15 protein-coding genes are annotated in these 18,953 nt (G+C 36.4%); 13 read left to right on the forward strand and 2 right to left on the reverse strand.

Translation table 11 applies throughout. The features are described from left to right. Positions 1 to 256 precede the first annotated feature (256 nt). On the forward strand, positions 257 to 1,597 hold the full coding sequence (locus DWB61_RS10005) for an MATE family efflux transporter (protein WP_125030770.1): 1,341 nt from the start codon (positions 257 to 259) through the stop codon (positions 1,595 to 1,597). Between the two features lie 72 nt (positions 1,598 to 1,669). Here DWB61_RS10005 and DWB61_RS10010 read toward each other — a convergent pair whose 3' ends face one another. Beyond that, a complete protein-coding gene (locus tag DWB61_RS10010) occupies positions 1,670 to 2,347 on the reverse strand; it encodes a Crp/Fnr family transcriptional regulator (protein ID WP_125030771.1) in 678 nt (225 codons plus the stop codon). 390 nt (positions 2,348 to 2,737) lie between these two features. Between DWB61_RS10010 and DWB61_RS10015 the strand changes: the two genes are divergently transcribed. From DWB61_RS10015 to aspA, 4 genes are all read left to right on the forward strand, one after another. Next, on the forward strand, positions 2,738 to 4,051 hold the full coding sequence (locus tag DWB61_RS10015; RefSeq protein WP_125030772.1) for an anaerobic C4-dicarboxylate transporter family protein: 1,314 nt from the start codon (positions 2,738 to 2,740) through the stop codon (positions 4,049 to 4,051). A gap of 50 nt (positions 4,052 to 4,101) precedes the next feature. Continuing rightward, positions 4,102 to 5,175 (forward strand): L-asparaginase 2, encoded by a 1,074-nt coding sequence (gene ansB, locus DWB61_RS10020; protein ID WP_125030773.1) that lies wholly within the window; start codon positions 4,102 to 4,104, stop codon positions 5,173 to 5,175. Between the two features lie 162 nt (positions 5,176 to 5,337). Further along, positions 5,338 to 6,507 (forward strand): porin, encoded by a 1,170-nt coding sequence (locus DWB61_RS10025; protein ID WP_125030774.1) that lies wholly within the window; start codon positions 5,338 to 5,340, stop codon positions 6,505 to 6,507. 435 nt (positions 6,508 to 6,942) lie between these two features. Beyond that, the gene (gene aspA / locus DWB61_RS10030) at positions 6,943 to 8,349 is read left to right on the forward strand and encodes an aspartate ammonia-lyase (protein WP_125030775.1); all 1,407 of its coding nucleotides are present in this window, start codon (positions 6,943 to 6,945) and stop codon (positions 8,347 to 8,349) included. A 183-nt stretch (positions 8,350 to 8,532) separates the two neighbouring features. On the opposite strand, the gene DWB61_RS10035 is transcribed toward aspA, so the two are convergent. After that, positions 8,533 to 9,273 (reverse strand): hypothetical protein, encoded by a 741-nt coding sequence (locus tag DWB61_RS10035; protein ID WP_125030776.1) that lies wholly within the window; start codon positions 9,271 to 9,273, stop codon positions 8,533 to 8,535. A 552-nt stretch (positions 9,274 to 9,825) separates the two neighbouring features. On the opposite strand from DWB61_RS10035, the gene DWB61_RS10040 reads away from it, so the two are divergent. From DWB61_RS10040 to DWB61_RS10075, 8 genes are all read left to right on the forward strand, one after another. Next, positions 9,826 to 11,412, forward strand: coding sequence for a sensor histidine kinase (locus DWB61_RS10040; RefSeq protein ID WP_125030777.1), 1,587 nt, complete (start codon positions 9,826 to 9,828; stop codon positions 11,410 to 11,412). 3 nt (positions 11,413 to 11,415) lie between these two features. After that, positions 11,416 to 12,114 (forward strand): response regulator transcription factor, encoded by a 699-nt coding sequence (locus DWB61_RS10045; RefSeq protein ID WP_125030778.1) that lies wholly within the window; start codon positions 11,416 to 11,418, stop codon positions 12,112 to 12,114. Between the two features lie 484 nt (positions 12,115 to 12,598). Then, positions 12,599 to 13,663 (forward strand): phosphate ABC transporter substrate-binding protein PstS, encoded by a 1,065-nt coding sequence (gene pstS / locus DWB61_RS10050; RefSeq protein WP_125030779.1) that lies wholly within the window; start codon positions 12,599 to 12,601, stop codon positions 13,661 to 13,663. A gap of 146 nt (positions 13,664 to 13,809) precedes the next feature. Further along, entirely contained in the window at positions 13,810 to 14,703 is an 894-nt protein-coding gene (gene pstC, locus DWB61_RS10055) for a phosphate ABC transporter permease subunit PstC (protein ID WP_197091178.1), read from the forward strand. 15 nt (positions 14,704 to 14,718) lie between these two features. Beyond that, the gene (gene pstA, locus DWB61_RS10060) at positions 14,719 to 15,612 is read left to right on the forward strand and encodes a phosphate ABC transporter permease PstA (RefSeq protein ID WP_125030780.1); all 894 of its coding nucleotides are present in this window, start codon (positions 14,719 to 14,721) and stop codon (positions 15,610 to 15,612) included. Beyond that, the gene (pstB, locus tag DWB61_RS10065) at positions 15,594 to 16,400 is read left to right on the forward strand and encodes a phosphate ABC transporter ATP-binding protein PstB (RefSeq protein ID WP_156190217.1); all 807 of its coding nucleotides are present in this window, start codon (positions 15,594 to 15,596) and stop codon (positions 16,398 to 16,400) included. Before pstA ends, pstB begins: the two co-directional genes overlap by 19 nt. Before the next feature lie 48 nt (positions 16,401 to 16,448). Continuing rightward, the gene (gene phoU, locus DWB61_RS10070; protein ID WP_125030781.1) at positions 16,449 to 17,147 is read left to right on the forward strand and encodes a phosphate signaling complex protein PhoU; all 699 of its coding nucleotides are present in this window, start codon (positions 16,449 to 16,451) and stop codon (positions 17,145 to 17,147) included. A 269-nt stretch (positions 17,148 to 17,416) separates the two neighbouring features. Then, positions 17,417 to 18,718 (forward strand): M18 family aminopeptidase, encoded by a 1,302-nt coding sequence (locus DWB61_RS10075; protein ID WP_125030782.1) that lies wholly within the window; start codon positions 17,417 to 17,419, stop codon positions 18,716 to 18,718. Positions 18,719 to 18,953: the final 235 nt, after the last annotated feature.

Below are 18,953 nucleotides of genomic sequence, written 5' to 3' on the forward strand. Positions count from 1 at the left end.
GCCTTAAACATAGAATTAACGACTCACTTACATCGAGTTTTTGTTTTGCAACATTTCACACCTTGAAATCCGAAACGCCAGTTTCGAAAAGAGTACAAAACAAAAGATGTAAGCCGGAGGAAAAGGTCTCGTTTTACTACCATTTTTTTTATTAATAATGTCTGTATTTCAATTATGAAATGCCTCAATTTCGTGCGCACAACTGTCGCATAAGCTTGAGGTGATTTATTGTGATACGGATGTAAATTTTCAACTCATGATGAGATTTTGGGAGCAACACGCGGGTGAATACAAAAAGACTCTTTCACTTAGTATTCCTGTGATTATTGCACAAGCAGGACAAATTACAGTAGGATTAATTGATAATGTCATGATTGGCCAATTGGGAACCATCCCTTTGGCTGCAGCATCATTTACCAATACTCTTTTCAACTTAGTTTTAATATTCGGGATGGGCTATTCATTTGCTTTAACCCCACTAATTGGCAAAAGCTGGGGTGAGAAAGATCATCATTCCGTAGGCTCTTGGATTAAAAATGGCCTCATGGCAAATGCCTTTATGGGTGTAGCCCTCGCTCTACTATTAATCATTCTATATGTATTTATGCCCTATATGGGACAACCTCAATCGGTACTACAACCTTCACGAGATTATTTGGCTATACTTATAAGCTCCGTGATACCCATGATGGTTTTTTATGGCTACAAACAATTTGCCGAAGGAATTGGTGATACAAAAACAGCAATGAAAATTATGCTTTGGGCCAATGTGGTCAATACAGTTGGTAACTATATGTTTATGTATGGAAGGTTTGGTGCTCCAGAAATGGGCCTCACCGGAGCAGGTATCGGTACATTATTAGCTCGAATATTTATGGCAATCGCCTTTATTATTCTTTTTTATAAAAACCAGAAGTACAAATTATTTACAGAACTCTACAATCAGGCTTCATTCTGTTGGACTAAATTCATTCAGGTTGTAAAATTAGGCATCCCCCTTGGCGGACAAATTGTAATGGAAGCTTGTGCATTTGGTCTATGTGCCATTATGATGGGATGGGTCAGCGAAATAGGTATGGCTGCACACCAAATTGCGATCACTCTTTCCACCTTAGGTTTTATGATCTATCAGGGACTGGGATCTGGTACAACCATACGTGTTAGTCATTATAAGGGAGCGAATAATAAGGAAGGCATTATTCGGGCAACAAAAACAGCTATGAATTTGATGTACGTCTACTGTGCTTTTTCTGTCATTTTGTTTGTAGGTGCTCGTAATATATTACCCCTCATGTTTACCACAGACACAACGGTTGTGCAACTTGCAGCTCAAATGTTGATCGTTTGTGGTGTATTCCAACTTGTAGATGGCATTCAAATTGTACTTGTAGGAACTCTAAGAGGATTCGCTGATGCTCGAATTCCGGTCATCATAACCTTTATATCATACTTCATCGTTTCTCTTCCATTTAGTTATATGTCAGCATTCGTATGGGGTTTTGGAGCGGTAGGTATCTGGTTCGGATTTCCAGTTGGTTTAGTTGTTTGCTCGGCACTTTTCCAAATGCGATATAAATATATTCTCAGGAAAATTTAATCAAAAATCAAGCTAATAAAAAAGAGATCTAATGATTTAGACCTCTTTTTTATTCTTTATAGTAAGAATGACTTAACCTTTTTTCTTTATCTGTGTTAAAAGGTCAACATTCAAAAGTTCGACCAATTTATCCTCAACCTTGATAATCTTTTCCTTATTAAATTTTGAAAAGGTATGAATCACACTTTCACGGGAATAGCCAATGGTCTCGGCAATCTCTTTTCTGGAAAAAGGCAATTTAAAGATCATGGAATTTTCCATTTGGGCATAGTGTAGTAAAAAAGTAGCCAAACTTCCCTCTACATTCTTATTACTGTACATGACCATTCGCTTGACTTGCCTATGTGAAGTCTTCGACATGGTTTCGATAATACCCATAGCAAAACTACCATTGGTTTTTATTAATTGTTTAAATACGGCTATATCAATCAATAAAACCCTGGAGTTCTCCATGGCAGTTGCCGAAATATGATAGGTCTTATCAAAAAAGGCATGCGATAAACCCAGGAAACGAAATTGTGGAGCCATTCGAATCGTATTGTTTCGCCCATCAGATTCTATATTAATCTTAGCTAAACCATTTAATACGTAATATATATGTGTCGCAAAACTTCCCTGTTTTATAATATTTTCATTTTTCTTAAAATCAAGAATCGTACTATTATTAATTATCATACTTACATCCCGACCAGAAAGGGATGAAAAGCAAGGATGCTTCAAGTATTGCTCTAATTCTAAATTCTCATCCATATTAATTTAATATTAAAAAAATTTCAGCAGCAAATATCTGCTATTTTTTCTCAACATGCATGATACAAGTTACTTAATTTCGGATTCATGGAGTAAAATAACTCACCATATAATCACATGTGTTAAAATAACAAAAAAACAATACAGTTTCAACAACCAATCCTATTGTCATACAAGTTATTGACTATCTAGAAAAAACAAAACAAATGAACAAAAACCTAACTACCTAGTATAGCTAGGGTGAGATATTTCACTATCGCCCATGTATTTTCCTTTAGACTCGAGTGACTTACTCGCATCCAATTGCGTGTCCAGCAACAGATTACATCGCATATTTGATGTTGAATAGCCATATATCTTTACCTCCGAACCAGATAAAGAAATAAACATATGTTTTGGATTGAATTTGCGGTAGTATTAATAGCAATTTTTGTTGGAGCCCGATTGGGAGGTATCGGCCTTGGAGTAATGGGGGGGATTGGACTTTCCATTTTAACTTTTGGATTTAATTTACAACCCACTTCACCTCCTATAGATGTGATGCTGATGATTGTATCAGTAATTACTGCCGCAGCAGCCATGCAAGCCGCTGGTGGATTGGACTATCTGGTAAAGCTGGCTGAGAGCGTACTTAGAAAGAATCCGAATCGGATTACTTACTATGGCCCTATTGTATCTTATTTGTTTACCCTTGTGGCTGGTACAGGTCATGTATGTTATTCAATACTGCCTGTTATATCAGAGGTGGCAAGAGAAACGGGCGTTCGTCCAGAACGACCATTGTCTATCGCAGTGATTGCATCACAACAGGCTATTACGGCAAGTCCCATATCTGCAGCAACCGTTGCCTTATTGGGTATGCTTACACCTTACGATTTTCAATTGATCGATATATTAATGATCAGTATTCCTGCAACTTTTTTTGGCGTATTATTGGGAGCATTTGCTGCCAATAAAATGGGAAAAGATTTAAAGGACGATCCTGAATACCAAAAAAGACTAAAAGAAGGAAAACTAAAATCGAATTCAGAAAGAGTAGATAAAGAAGTTCCAACTTCCGCTAAAATATCAGTTGCCTTATTTATTCTTGGAGCATTTGCTATTGTGATGTTTGGTTCATTTGAAAGCTTACGTCCAGTATGGAATGTAGGTGGTGAGATGATCAAAATGGGCATGCCCGCGACCATTGAGATGGTGATGATGGCTATTGCAGCATTAATCCTGATTTTCTCAAAGGTTAAAGTTGAAGACGTTGCTAAAGGCAATGTTTTTTCAGCAGGAATGCAGGCGGTAATTGCAATCTTCGGAATTGCCTGGATGGGTGATACCTTCTTTGCAGCTAATATGGATTATCTGGGTGGAGGTATTAAGGAGATGGTGACCAACATGCCATGGTTGTTTGCCTTAGCATTGTTTGTGCTTTCAATCTTGCTTTATAGCCAGGCAGCTACAATTCGTGCCCTAATGCCTTTGGGTATTGCATTGGGTATACCTGCTCCAGCTCTTATTGCTATGTTCCCATCAGTAAACGGATACTTTTTTATTCCAAACTACCCAACGGTAGTCGCAGCCATTAATTTCGACCAAACGGGTACAACCCGAATTGGAAAATACTTATTAAATCATAGTTTCATGATTCCAGGAATGGTGGCTACCATTGGCGCTGTTTCAATGGGCTTCCTATTAGTTTCAATACTATTCTAGAAAAACCAAAAATAAAACTTACGACTAATTAATTATTAAAAATTAAGATTATGAACCTGAAACAAAAATTAACCCGAGTATTAGTACTGGTAGCGATAGTTACCATGGGAGCAATGTCTTCCGTTAATGCACAAACATTACCAAACCTAACTATTATTGCAACTGGTGGTACCATTGCTGGATCAGGTGATTCAAGCATCAAAACCAATTACACTGCAGGTGTGGTTACTGTTGATAAATTATTGGCAGCTGTACCTGAAGTCATGAATTTGGCAACAATCAAAGGCGTACAAATTTCTTCTATCGGTAGCCAGGAAATGAACGATGCCGTTTGGTTGAAACTAGCTAAGAAAATCAACTTATTGTTAGCATCTGACGAGTGCGATGGTATTGTGATTACTCACGGTACCGATACAATGGAAGAAACAGCTTACTTTTTGAACCTTGTTGTAAAAAGTGATAAGCCAGTTGTATTGGTAGGATCTATGCGTCCAGGATCAGCAATGAGTGCTGATGGACCAATGAACCTTTTCAATGCTGTAGCTTTAGCATCTAATCCTGCTTCTAAAGGACGTGGTGTAATGGTTTCAATGAACGACCTTATTTTAGGTGCTGATGATGTGACTAAGACTAACACAACAAACGTATCTACTTTCCAGTGTCCTAACTTCGGTTCTTTAGGTTATATGCACAATGGTCAGCCTACTTTCCGTCGTGCAACAACCGCAAAGCACACAACTGCTTCTGAGTTCGATATCACGAAATTGAACAAACTCCCTCAGGTAGATATTATTTACGGTTACTCAAACGCAAACGCTATTGTTGTTGACGCTTTGGTAAAAGATGGTGCTAAAGGTCTTATTCACGCAGGAGTAGGTAATGGTAACCTTTACCCAACTGTAATGGATGCTTTGGTTGCTGCTCAAAAAGACGGTGTTCAGGTGGTACGTAGTTCTCGTGTATTTTCAGGATCAGCGACTTTAGATGCTGAGGTTGATGATGCAAAATTCAACTTTGTTGCTTCGCTTTACAAGAATCCACAGAAATCAAGAATCCTTTTGATGTTGGCTTTGACTAAGACAAACGACTACAAAGAAATTCAAAGAATGTTTTACGAGTACTAGAAATCTGATTCAGTAGAATCATTTCCAGCATCGTTTAAATTATGACCTCGGGAAGAGTCGAGAGGCTCTCTTCCCCTTGGGGTTCCTTTTCCCAATTTCTGGGAAAAATCAAAAAAAAACTCTCAAAATTACTTACAATAGAAACCTGTTTACGACTACAAAATGAGTTTAAAAAAATATATTATCGCACTAGTTGCTGTTCTTACCATAGGTGGAACATCAATGGCTCAGGAAGCTTTAAACCTAAAAACTTTAGAGAAAAAAATAGCTTCTTTAGATCAAAAGAATGACTCTTTTAACTTCTACCTGAATCTTCAAAATTCTGCCAACCTTTATTTAAACGGTGGCGATTATCAAGGAATCGATTTCAAAACAAACCAAATGCGTTTGGAAATGCGTGGTGAAGTGGTTAAGGGTATCCGTTACCGTGTGCGTCACCGTATGAACCGTGGCACTTCTGCCGAAGGTTTAGACAACCTATCTCGTGCTACTGATATTGCGTCTATCTCTATCGATGTTGCAAAAAACTTCACCATTACTGGTGGTAAGCAGTGTACTGCTTTTGGTGGATATGAGTTCGACTTGAACCCTATTGACATTTACCAGTACAGCGACATGATCGACTATATGGATAACTTCCTTACAGGTGTGGATTTTGCATACCAGATGAAAGGTCAGGAATTCCGTTTTCAGGTTGTGAATTCTCGTAACGACTATATGGATAACATCTACAATGGTTTAAACGGTGTAGAAGCTAGCAAAAATGCATTGGGTTATACATTAAACTGGAATGGTAGCTTATTCAACGGTATTGTACAGACTCGTTGGTCTTACTCTCTTTTCGAAGATGCTAAGGATATGAATACAAACTATATTGCTTTAGGTACACAAGTAAAATTGGGTAAGAAAGCACAATTACAATTCGACTGGATGAACTCTCACGAGGATATCGATCGTAAAGGTATTGTATCTGATATGGTGAATGCTAATGGTGGTGAGTATGTGCGTGCTTCTGATGTTGTTTACAACTCATTCGTAGCGAAAGTAGATTACCGTGTGAACAATAAATTCAACATGTTTGTGAAAGGTATGTACGAAACTGCGACCAATAATGGTAACACCGATACAAACCTAAACGACGAGTTCCGTACATCATACGGTTATATGACTGGTTTGGAATATCACCCTATTGCTGATGGTTTGAAGATCTTCTTCACATATACAGGTCGCTACTTCGATTACGATAGCAATTTGACTGAAAGCTTAGGACTTAAAGATCAGTACACAAACCGTTTCTCTATTGGTATGGTTTACAGACTTAAAATGTACTAGGCTTCTGGTTATTTTAGATTAATAAAATGTTAACAGTCTGAATTCACAATTTAAATAAAATGCCCCTCGCATTTTAAACTTACTGTTACAAATTATCCAAGAGGGGTACCTGTTTTATCAGATACCCCTCTTTTTTTATAGTACTGATTAATAAAAGCTTCACAACATAGGAGTGAGATATTTCACCCTGGCGTAGGCTATAAAGAGTTTAATTTTAAGTCGAACAGCATGGCACTTTTGTAGCAGCATACTGTTACTTCATCTAATTTTGAACCGAAATAAAAACAACAAATCTGAGCTTAAGAATTCTTGGAAACAAAAGCCTCCTTAGACAATCTCATTCACTAGTAGGTGAGAGATCAATCAGAAAGGGACACAATAATAAAGGATAAAAGCAATCAGATCGATTAATTAATAATTTTAGTAATTTCTTCGATGAAAACAAGACAAGAACACGATCTATTGGGTTATAAAGAGGTACCAGCTGATGCTTACTATGGCATCCAAACACTCCGCGCCGTTGAAAACTTTGATATCTGTGGTGTTAAACTAAGTTTCTATCCTCTATTTATTGATGCTTTGGCAATGGTGAAAATGGCTTCAGCCAAAGCGAATAATGAATTAGGTCTACTTTCTGATGAATTGACTCAGTTTATTATTAGTGCAAGTGAAGAAGTTTTGGCTGGCGAATTCTACGATCAGTTTCCTGTTGACATGATTCAAGGTGGTGCAGGTACATCGACCAATATGAATGCCAACGAAGTGATTGCAAACCGTGCTTTAGAATTAATGGGATTCGAAAAAGGTGACTACGAACACTGTCATCCTAACAATCATATCAATCTTTCACAATCCACAAATGATGCCTATCCTACAGCCATTAAGATTGCTCTAATCAATCACAACACACGTTTGATTGAGGTATTGAAACAATTAATTGAAGCTTTTCATGCCAAAGGAAAAGAGTTTGACCATGTGATTAAAATGGGTCGCACCCAACTTCAGGATGCGGTTCCAATGACACTTGGACAAGAATTCGAAGCTTATGCTGTAAATCTTGAGGAAGAAATTGCTCGTTTGAATCAAAACGCACAGTTGTTCCGCGAAGTAAACATGGGAGCAACCGCTATTGGTACAGGAATTAATTCTGAGCCTGAGTATTCAGAGAAAGTGGTGAGACATTTGCAGCAAATTACCAATTTGGATATTGTATTGGCTGGAAACCTTATTGAGGCGACTCCTGATACAGGTTCTTACGTGATGTATTCTTCTGCATTGAAACGTTTGGCTATTAAATTGTCTAAGATTTGTAACGACCTTCGTTTATTGTCTTCAGGACCACGTTGTGGTTTTAATGAGATTAACTTGCCTCCAATGCAGCCAGGTTCTTCTATTATGCCAGGTAAAGTAAACCCAGTAATTCCAGAAGTGGTAAATCAGGTTGCCTACAAGGTTATTGGTAACGATTTGACTGTAACTTTTGCAGCTGAAGCCGGACAATTGCAACTTAATGTGATGGAGCCAGTATTGGTTAGATCTATTTTGGAATCAATGGAGATGCTTGAGAATGCTATGAACGTTCTGAATACAAAATGTATCACTGGTATCACTGCCAACGAAGAGATTTGTCGTGCTATGGTTCTTAATAGTATTGGTATTGTGACTGCACTGAATCCAACTTTGGGTTACGAAGCTTCATCGTCTTTGGCATCAGAAGCTCTTGCAAACAACCGTAGCGTTTACGATTTGGTTCTAGAGAAAAACCTATTGACCAAAGAGATGTTAGACGAATTACTACAACCTGAAAGAATGATCAAACCTCAAAAGTTTGTGAAAAAATAATAGCATACAGAGTGCGCTAAGCGATATTAGCGCCACTCTAAATTTACCTTTCATGAGTGTAAGACGGCAAGTTCGCTGTTCTAGAATTGTACTCGATTCTAAAACAAGTGGCTTGCCGTTTTTCGTTTAAGGATATGTGTTTCTCCATCTTTAAGATTTAGCGCGATAGCACATATTCTTCTTTTACTCGGAATTATTATTCAACAGGATTTGATTCCCAAATTTCTGTTTAACCTTTTTAAAAGAATAACTCTTATGATCTCCTCCCATTAGAAAAAGAAGTTTCTTTCCAGGATTGTCATTGATGATGCTTATAATATTTTGGGCGATATGCTCATCTCTTTGAAGAAAAGAATCGGTTATTTCAGAATATTTGGTATTCATAAATATTGCAGCTAAACCTTCAAAAGCTATAGCATTAATTGAATCAAGCCTTCCATTATTTAGTTCACAGAGAGAAGCATTAAATACAATTGTATTTTTCATTTTTACTAAGCCATCCATTGCAGACAATTTTTTGAGCATTATGCTGTCTTGATTTAGTTCTTGCACGAGTCTTTTAATAACACTCATCTCTTTCCTATAATTATCTGGAAAACTTTTCCCTTCCAATTCTTCGCCAAGCCAATCAAATCCCACTAATTTCTTATCAATATATTTAGATATACACTCATACATTTCAAATGGGTAGAATTTTTTAAGATAAGTAACAGTGCTATCCATATCTTCTTGCCTAATCTCAATTCCTATAATATCAGGATTATAGGAATCTATAAAAGAAAACAAATTTTCATATGTGTAGTTCGGATTTTTCTCATGAAATCCATGAATCGTACTACATATTATAACTTCAGTCTCTTGCTTTTGGCAATAAAACAGGGCTAAAATTGCAATAAAAACAGTTATAAAAGTTACGTACTTCATTTGTTTATATGTGATAACGTATATATAACATCAATCTAAATATTTTATCATATTCATTATGAAATCACTAAAGTATTAAATCTAAACTAAGATATATACTGTCAAGTTTGCCAAATTCTTAATGTCCGTAAATACCTCTTCAATTTATATCTGATAAAATCAATGGGATCTTCGGGAATTCATTATTAACAAACCACCTCCCCCTCGCTCAATCGGGTACTCCTCCTTAACCAAGGAGGAGAAATTAATTACTATGGGGTTCCTATATTTACAGCTTGCCGATAGCTATCGGGACATGACGGACAGAAACAAAAGTTTCATCAAGAAAAAAAAGAATGACTTCTGAGGGGATAAGATATCTCCAAGTCAAAACCTACAGATAGTATATCACCAGGAGCAATTATATTCTTATCTGTGATAATCCGCGAAATCTGCGGGAGAAATAAATTAAACCTAACTTTAACTTTTCCTTAAGTTTAATTAGCTGTTCATTAAGAGTCAAAAACGACTTCAATTGTTAAATTTGTAATAAGCGAAATTTAAACTGTTCTTATGAATAAAAAACTCATCATCGGTCTTATCGTTCTCATGTCAATTTCTTTGATTGGTATTATTGGGGTTCAGGTCTTATGGATTCAGAATAATATTCGTATTGAAGAGAAAAAATTTGATGATAATATCAAAGATATATTAGAGACTGTAGTTGAGAATTTAGAACAAGATGAAGACATTCACATCATAGGCAAAGGCCTAAATTGGGTTAAAGAGATTCATGGTGACGATAACGAAATTCTCAAAATATCGGAGTTTATCGATAATAAGACTCACCAAAAACATCAAAAAATTACAATTACTGGAGATCACGACTCCCTTTCTAAAAAAAAGTTTCTCGAAACAAGAGCAAAAATCTTAATTCAATCAGATGGAAAAGAATTTAAGGTTCAGGGTAATTCATCAGATGATAACGATTCGACCATCGACATTAATATTAATCTGACAGATACCGATACCCTAATTCGAATAAAAAATAAGGAAAAGCAGATTGAAAACTTATTCAGCAAGGTTATATACGAATACAAACTAAAGGACAATAAACTTGAAGACAGAATCGATCAGGAGGATATTGCCAATCAATTGAAATTAGCTTTTCAGGAGGAAAATATCGATATTGACTATCAGTTTGGGGTATCCAACAAACAAAATAATAAACTCATCTTCAGTTCTGATTCCATTCAAAACCCTATCATACTAAATTCGAAATACAAACAGAGTCTATTCCCTGGTGATGTATTCAAAAAGAACAATCAACTCTTTGTTGCTGTCACAAATCGCGGCAGCTTAATTTATAAGAGCATTCTCCCTTTATTAATTCTTTCGGGAATTTTCACTTTATTTATTCTAGCCAGTTTTGTTGCCACTGTCATTTTCATTTTCAAGCAGAAAAAAATCAGCGATATCAAAACGGATTTCATCAATAATATGACACATGAATTCAAAACGCCTATTGCAACCATTGCCCTAGCCAGTGATTCAATCGTCAACCCTAAAGTTATTGGTCTGCCCGAACGCATTCGATATTTTGCCGCCATCATTAAAGACGAGAACTACCGAATGAATAAACAGGTTGAGAATATCATGCAATTGTCTTTATATGGCAAACACGAATTGGAAATTAATCCACAAGCACTGCATTTAAACGAAAGCATACAAAAGGCCGCCGAGCATATTCTACTCCAGATTGACGAACGAAAAGGAAGTTTGAATCTGAAATTAGATGCCATTAATGATATTGTAAAGGTCGATGAAGTTCATTTTTTCAATGTCCTTTTCAACCTGCTGGACAATGCTATTAAATACTCGGAGGGAAAGCCCGAAATTGAAATTGGCACAAAGAATGTGGGACGACAGATATGTGTTTGGATTAAGGATTCAGGAATGGGTATGAATCAAAAAACACAAAAACGTATCTTCAAAAAATTCTATCGAGCACAAACAGGAAATATCCACAAAGTAAAAGGTTTTGGACTTGGATTAAGCTATGTGAAATTGATTGTTGATCGACATATGGGAGATATTAAAGTCACTAGTAAAATTGGGCAAGGGACTTGTGTCGAGATCAGTCTGCCTTTAAATATATAAGCTATGGAAACTGCCATTAAAATATTACTTGTAGAGGATGAAGCAAATTTCGCAGCTGTCATGAAAAGCTATCTCGAACTTTCTGATTTCACTGTCGACCATTGTAATGATGGACAAAAAGGCTACGATCATTTTATGAAAAATGAATACGACTTATGCATTTTAGATGTGATGATGCCGGAAATGGACGGCTTTACGCTGGCTAAAAAAATAAAAGATCTCAATCCGACTATCCCTCTTATCTTTCTAACCGCAAAAACACTTAAAGAAGATATCATACAAGGTTATAAAATTGGGGCTGACGATTATATTACCAAACCTTTCGATTCGGAATTATTAATCTATAAAATTAAGGCTATTCTTAACCGAAACTTAAACGAGGATAATGGGAATAACAAAAGTGAATTCAAAATTGGGACCTTTACATTTATTCCACGTTTAAGAACCCTTTCTTGTTCTAATACTGAATACAAACTTTCTCCTAAAGAGTCGGAGCTACTAAAATTGTTATGCGAAAGCGAAGAAGAAATCCTTCCTAGAACAAAAGCTTTAAAAATCATATGGGGTGATGATAATTTCTATACAACCCGAAGTATGGACGTTTATATTACCAAACTGAGGAAGTATCTTAAAAAAGATGCATCCATTAAAATCGAAAACATTCATGGGAGTGGCTTCCGATTATTGATATTGAAGCAATAAATCCTAAGAAATTAAATTTAGCTTGAGGGTCTCACTTTTTTGAGAGGCTCTCAATAATTAGTCATACTCTGACATTTACAGCTTCCTTTTAGTCAGAGCATGACGCAAGGCCCACAAAAACCCTAAGCTATCGCGAGTTTACTTCTGCTGACTGGTTAATTTCTACTAAAATACGATATCAATTGTATTAACCATGACTATGCTAACCTAAGGGATAGCTATCGGGACATGACGAATGAAATAATCACATCCGCAATAATCTGCAAAATCTGCAGGAGATACAGGCAAAAGACAGTTCATTTTCGCACTATCCTAAACCTTAAATTAACATTGAGGGCTTCAATTCTAATGTTTTATTAATATTCCTTTTAAACTGGCTTAATGCTGTAGCCGTATACTTGCAATATGATTTGATGGACAGAACAAATCAAACAGCTGTTCACAAAATCAGTTTAAAATAGACAAATATTTAAAAGACAATAGAATGAAAAAGTTTCAATTACTACTAGTAACAATCATTTCAATTTCCCTGATGACATCATGTGGAGATTCTGGGAAAAAGCAAAGCAATGAGAAAAAGGCTAAAGCTCTTACAGGAGCTGGAGCAACTTTCCCACAACCCTTTTACAACACAATATTCAAAACTTACACCAAGTCGAAAGGTCTTTTAGTAACCTACGGTGGCATAGGTTCAGGTGGTGGTATTCGTAGCCTGAAAGATAAGATTGTAGATTTTGGCGCAACAGATGCTTTCCTTTCGGATAAAAAATTAGCTGAAATGCCAGGTGATGTTCTACATATTCCTTCTTGTTTAGGTGCTGTTGTAGCGGCCTACAATCTTCCTGGCAAACCAGAACTGAAATTTACATCGGAATTGATGGAAGGTATTTTCATGGGGAAAATAACAAAATGGAATGACGAGAGAATTGCAAAAATCAATCCTGATGCTCAACTTCCTGATTTAGCGATCACAGTTGTTTACAGATCAGACGGAAGTGGAACGACTTTTATTTTCAGCGACTATATGAGTAAAGTGAGTTCAGATTGGAAAGAAAAAATTGGTGCAGGTAAAGCTTTAAATTGGCCAACTGGTATCGCAGCCAAAGGAAATCCAGGCGTTGCCGGCACAATCAGTTCTACTGAAGGAGCTATTGGTTATATTGGATCAGAATATGCTTTTGCACAAGGTATTCCAGTTGCAAGTATTCAAAACCAAGCAGGTAATTTCATTAAGCCTTCTGTTGCCTCGGTAAGCGATGCCGCTGCAGGTGAAATTCCAAACGATACCCGTGTTACATTAACCAACACAAGTGCTGAACAAGGCTACCCAATCTCAAGTTTCACCTGGTTAATTGTATACAAAGAGCAATCCTACAATGGTAGAAGCAAAGACCAAGCCATGCAAACCAAACTGCTTTTAAGTTGGGTTCTTGGACAGGAAGCACAAATACAAACCAGCAAAGTGCATTATGCCCCACTTCCTGAAAAGGCTGTTTTAAAAGCTCATCAAATATTAGATCTGATGACCTATAACGGTAAAGGTTTATAATAACCAAGATTAAAATACAAAGAGGTTCAGAGCAGATCTATGTTTTTCAATTGATTAGTTCGCAAATAAAAACTTTGCTTTGGACCTCTTCTTTCTTTCAAACGAAATTCGTTTGAAAACTACTACAACTCCAGTTGTATTGAGATATGTTTAAACTCATTACAACCGATCGACAGAATTATAGAATGAAAAGTGAAAGACTGTTTCAGTATTTTTTAAAATTAAGTGGTGTTTTGATTCTTATGATGGCTATAGGAATTATAGTTACTCTAATTATAGGATCAATTCCTACTTTCAAAGAATTTGGTTTTGGTTTCATCTATTCCCCTGATTGGAATCCTACTGAGGGGAGAGAAAGTTATGGAGCACTTCCATTTATAATCGGGACGATAGTAACATCCCTCCTAGCCTTAGCATTTACATTTCCTTTTGCCTTTTCTATAGCCTTATTTCTGGGCGAATATTTTAGAGAAGGGCGAATGGCTTCCATCTTAAAATCGATGATTGATTTATTGGCAGGCATTCCATCTGTCGTGTATGGCTTATGGGGCTTTTACACCATAAAACCCATCATCGTCGAACTAGGCTTAAACGCTCAGGGCTTTGGCATTTTCACATCATCATTCGTTTTAGCCATCATGATTATTCCTTATGCATCATCATTAAGTGCTGAAGTTATAAATATGGTGCCTTCAAATTTAAAAGAAGCGGCCTATTCCTTAGGAGCAACCCGATTCGAAGTCGTAAAGAATGTGATTATTCCCAATGCTGGCTCAGGCATCTTTGCTGGATTCATTTTAGCATTTGGACGAGCGATTGGAGAAACCATGGCTGTAACCATGCTAATTGGTAATTCAAACAACATTCCAACAAATCTTTTCGATCTGGGAAATACGATGGCCAGTTTAATTGCCAATCAATTTGGAGAAGCCGATGGTTTAAAATACACATCGCTTGTCGCAATGGGCCTTTTACTATTTGTCCTTACGGGGATATTAAATTTAATAGGTAAGATGATCATGAAAAAATTTACAGCCTAATCAAGCTCACAACACATGAATATTTCGAATTCTATATCGCAACAAAAGCTCAAATGGCGCATCTTTAATGACAGGCTTTTTAGCATTGTCATGATGTCTCTGGCTTTTATTTCTGCATTACCCTTATTATCCATACTCTATCAGCTCATAAAAAAAGGTTACAAACAAATACGTTTAAACTTTTTTATTGAAGTTGCTCCAGATACCATGGAGGCCATGATGGCTAAAGTCAACCACGAGATTATTCCTGGAGGTATCGCAAATGGTATCGTTGGAACACTCATTATTGTTGGGATGGCTTCGCTAATTGCTATCCCACTGGGTTTAATATGTGGCATCTATTTATCTGAGACATCGAAAGGGAAAATGGCTGGCCTTGTTCGTTTTGTTGTTGATATGCTTCAAGGAGTACCATCAATTGTATTGGGAGTTATTGCCTATATCTGGATTGTGAAACCTGTTACTTCAGGCTTTTCAGCTCTGGCTGGTAGTGTGGCTCTCTCGATCATGATGCTACCCTCAATCATTAGATCAACCGAAGAGACTCTAAAAATGATACCATCAACTTTAAAAGAAGCTGCATTATCATTAGGTGTGCCTTATCATCGAACTATATTTAAAGTTCTCCTTCCTACGGGAATGAGTGGTATTGCTACTGGAATCATACTTGGGATATCCAGAATTGCAGGAGAAACAGCTCCGCTTATGCTTACAGCACTGGGTAGCTCAGCCATCAATTTGGACATCACACAACCAAGTAGTGCCATTCCTTTACTGGTTTGGGAATTTTATAATGATCCAAACCTTATCGATTTAATATGGGGAGCCTCATTAATTCTTCTCCTTATTATTTTTCTTTTGAATCTAGGAGCTAAAGCAATTGCAAAAAAATGGAAAGTACAATACTAAATAAAGAGGATGAGAAAATTATCCAAATAGAATCTACAATTCTGAACATCGATGAATTATCAGTATCGTATGGCGGAGATAAATATTCTATAGATAAGGTTTCTGCAGGTATTCAAAAAAATAAGATCACTGCTATTATGGGACCTTCGGGATGTGGTAAAAGCACACTTTTAAGAGCGATCAATAGAATGCACGAACTTTATCCTGAAACACATCATAAAGGTAGTATCACCCTTGGTGGGGAAGATATTTATAAAATAAACCCCATCCAATTAAGGCGCAAAATCGGTATGGTATTTCAGCGTCCTAACCCGTTTCCAACTATGAGCATCTATGATAATGTTATTGCTGCTTATATTCTAAACGGAATAAAATTGAAACGTTCTGAAAAGAATGAGATTGTTGAAAGATCACTTCGTGAGGTTGGTCTTTGGGATGAGACAAAAGATGTTTTACACAAAAGAGGAACCTTCCTATCTGGAGGGCAACAACAGCGTTTATGCATTGCACGTGCATTAGCTTATAAGCCTGAGGTCATTCTTTTAGATGAACCAACATCGGCGCTAGACCCAATAGCTACGGCAAAAATTGAAGATCTACTCGTAAAGTTGAAAAAGAATTATACCATCATTTTAGTCACACACAATATGGGACAAGCTGCACGAATATCAGATTATTCAATGTTTATGTACCTGGGTGAATTGGTCGAGTATGGTAAAACCAAGAAAATGTTTACAACACCCAAAGATGAGCGAACGGAAGCCTATCTAATGGGGAAATTTGGTTGATAGTAATCGGCCTATAAGGAAAGTGTGTAACGACTAAATCAAAAAACAATGTCGATAAAAAAAGATAAAAAATTTGAAGGGATAAATAAGGATTTCCAAAAAATGAAATCCATACTGTATGAACAATTCGAGACTCTGGAAAATGTTATTCTAACAGGTTTAGATACTTTGTCGAAGAAAGAGCGTGAATCTTTTTCGAAAAATGAAGCAAAGCTTGATCAATTAGAACTAAAGATGAGCGAGAATATTATTCAAACCATCGGACTTCAACAACCCATGGCTAGAGAACTTCGTCAACTCATATCCTACCTAAGAATGTTAGGCGATATGGAGCGTATAGGTGATCAGCTGAACAATATTTTACATTTTTTCATGGATTTAACACCAAAACAATTACCCGAAAATCAAAGAGAATCCATACATAACATGTATGATATGAGTTTGATCATGGTAAAAAAAGCTTTAGATTCTTTTGAAAATGAAGATCATGAGACTGCCATTTGGACAATTCAGAATGATGAAGTGGTTGACGATATGCAACGGAAACTCATTAATCGAATGCTGAGAAAAAGTACTCCTCCCAGTGTGGCCATTGAAGATGTAACCAATATTCTTAATTTTGGAAGTATATTAAGTAGTATAGAACGTATTGCCGACAATGCTACAAATATTGCTGAAGCATCAATCTATTATCAAAATGGAACCGATCTTCGCCACAAAGAACTTCCTGATTCATCTGAAGAATAACCCATTTCAATTATAAAATAGCTCATTATACAACAAGCACCTTTCTCGAATAGAGAGGTGCTTTTTTATCTACAATAAATAGTCTGTATTTCAACTTATTCTAAAGTTATAGCATAACTAAAATAAACTGCGATAAATGCTAACAGTTTAAAAGCAAAACAGTTTATTATTTGTAATAATTGATATAGTTTTGAATTTCTAATACATAAACAAAATAGGCTTCAAAACTTGTAACAGTCTCGAAGCAATTAAATCAATAAACAATCACTATGAGTTTGGAAAAGCAACAAGCGCAGGAGCTAATCGATTTCATACATCGCAGTCCTAGCACATATCACGCAGTCAACAATATTAGAGAAGAATTAGTTGAAGCTGGATTTGAAGAATTGGATCTTCGAGAGGAATGGACCATCAACAAGGGAAGTAAATATTTCACAGGCAAAAATGGTTCAGCTATTTTCGCTTTTACTATTGGAGAAGGTGAAATTGAAGAAGAAGGTTTTCAATTAGTATGTGCCCATAGCGATGCTCCTGGTTTTAAGATTAAACCAAATCCTGAAATCGCAGTTGAAGGCAACTACATCAAATTAAATACAGAAGTGTATGGAGCTCCAATCCTAAATACCTGGATGGATCGTCCATTATCAATTGCAGGACGTGTTTGTGTACAATCAAACGATCCTCTTAATCCAGAACACTTATTCGTTAAGATCGATCGTCCATTAATGGTGATCCCAAACCTTGCTATACATTTAAATCGTACAGTCAACGAAGGTGTCGCTTTAAATCAGCAAAAGGATATGTTGCCTTTACTTTCGATGATCACTGATGAGATGGAAAAGGATAACTGCCTAATCAATCTAATTGCAGATGAATTAAAGATAGATGCTGAGTCTATCGTTGATTTTGATGTAACATTATTTGAAGTTGAAAAAGGAACCATTTTCGGATTAAACGAAGAGTTTATCTCTTCTCCTAAGCTAGATGATCTAGCTATGGCACATGCTGGTTTAAAAGCTTTGTTAGATTCAAAAACAACTAACAAAACACAAATGCTTGCCATCTTCGATAACGAAGAAGTGGGTAGTGTAACAAAACAAGGTGCGGGTTCTCCTGTATTGCGTCATCTTTTGCAGCGTATCGTTTATAAATTAGGTAAGAATATGGAAGAGTTCCATAGAGCTATTTATAGTTCATTTATGATTTCTGCAGATATGGCTCATGCCGTTCATCCTAATATTTCAGAGAAGCACGATCCTACTAACCGTCCATTCATAAATAAAGGGCCAGTTATTAAAATTCACGCCAATCAAAAATATACTACCGATGGAGATTCAGGAACTGTATTTGAAACCCTTTGTAAAAATGCTGAGGTGCCTTACCAAAAGTTTGTGAACCGTTCCGATTTAGTTGGAGGTAGTACCTTAGGTAATGTTTCAACGGGTCAAATTGATATTCGCACAGTTGATATAGGAAATCCAATGTTTGCCATGCACTCTGTTCGCGAAACCGGAGGTGTTAAAGACAACGCTTACATCAGACAAGTATTCTCATACTTCTTTAGTTTATAAGCTCGGTATTTGGATTAGATAAACGAGTCTATTAAATAATAAAAGACAGTATTTCGCTTTAAGCTTAATACTGTCTTTTTTATATCTTATCTCAAATTATGGCATTAGACCAATTAAATATCAAAACACTTCTTATATGATTCGTTAAAGAATGAAGAGTGAGTTATTGATTTAACGATTTGAGTATTTATATTATCTCTAATAAACAGATGTAGCCACTGTTTCACAGCGTCTA

This window comes from Ancylomarina euxina (genome assembly GCF_003863355.1).
Classification (GTDB): domain Bacteria; phylum Bacteroidota; class Bacteroidia; order Bacteroidales; family Marinifilaceae; genus Ancylomarina; species Ancylomarina euxinus.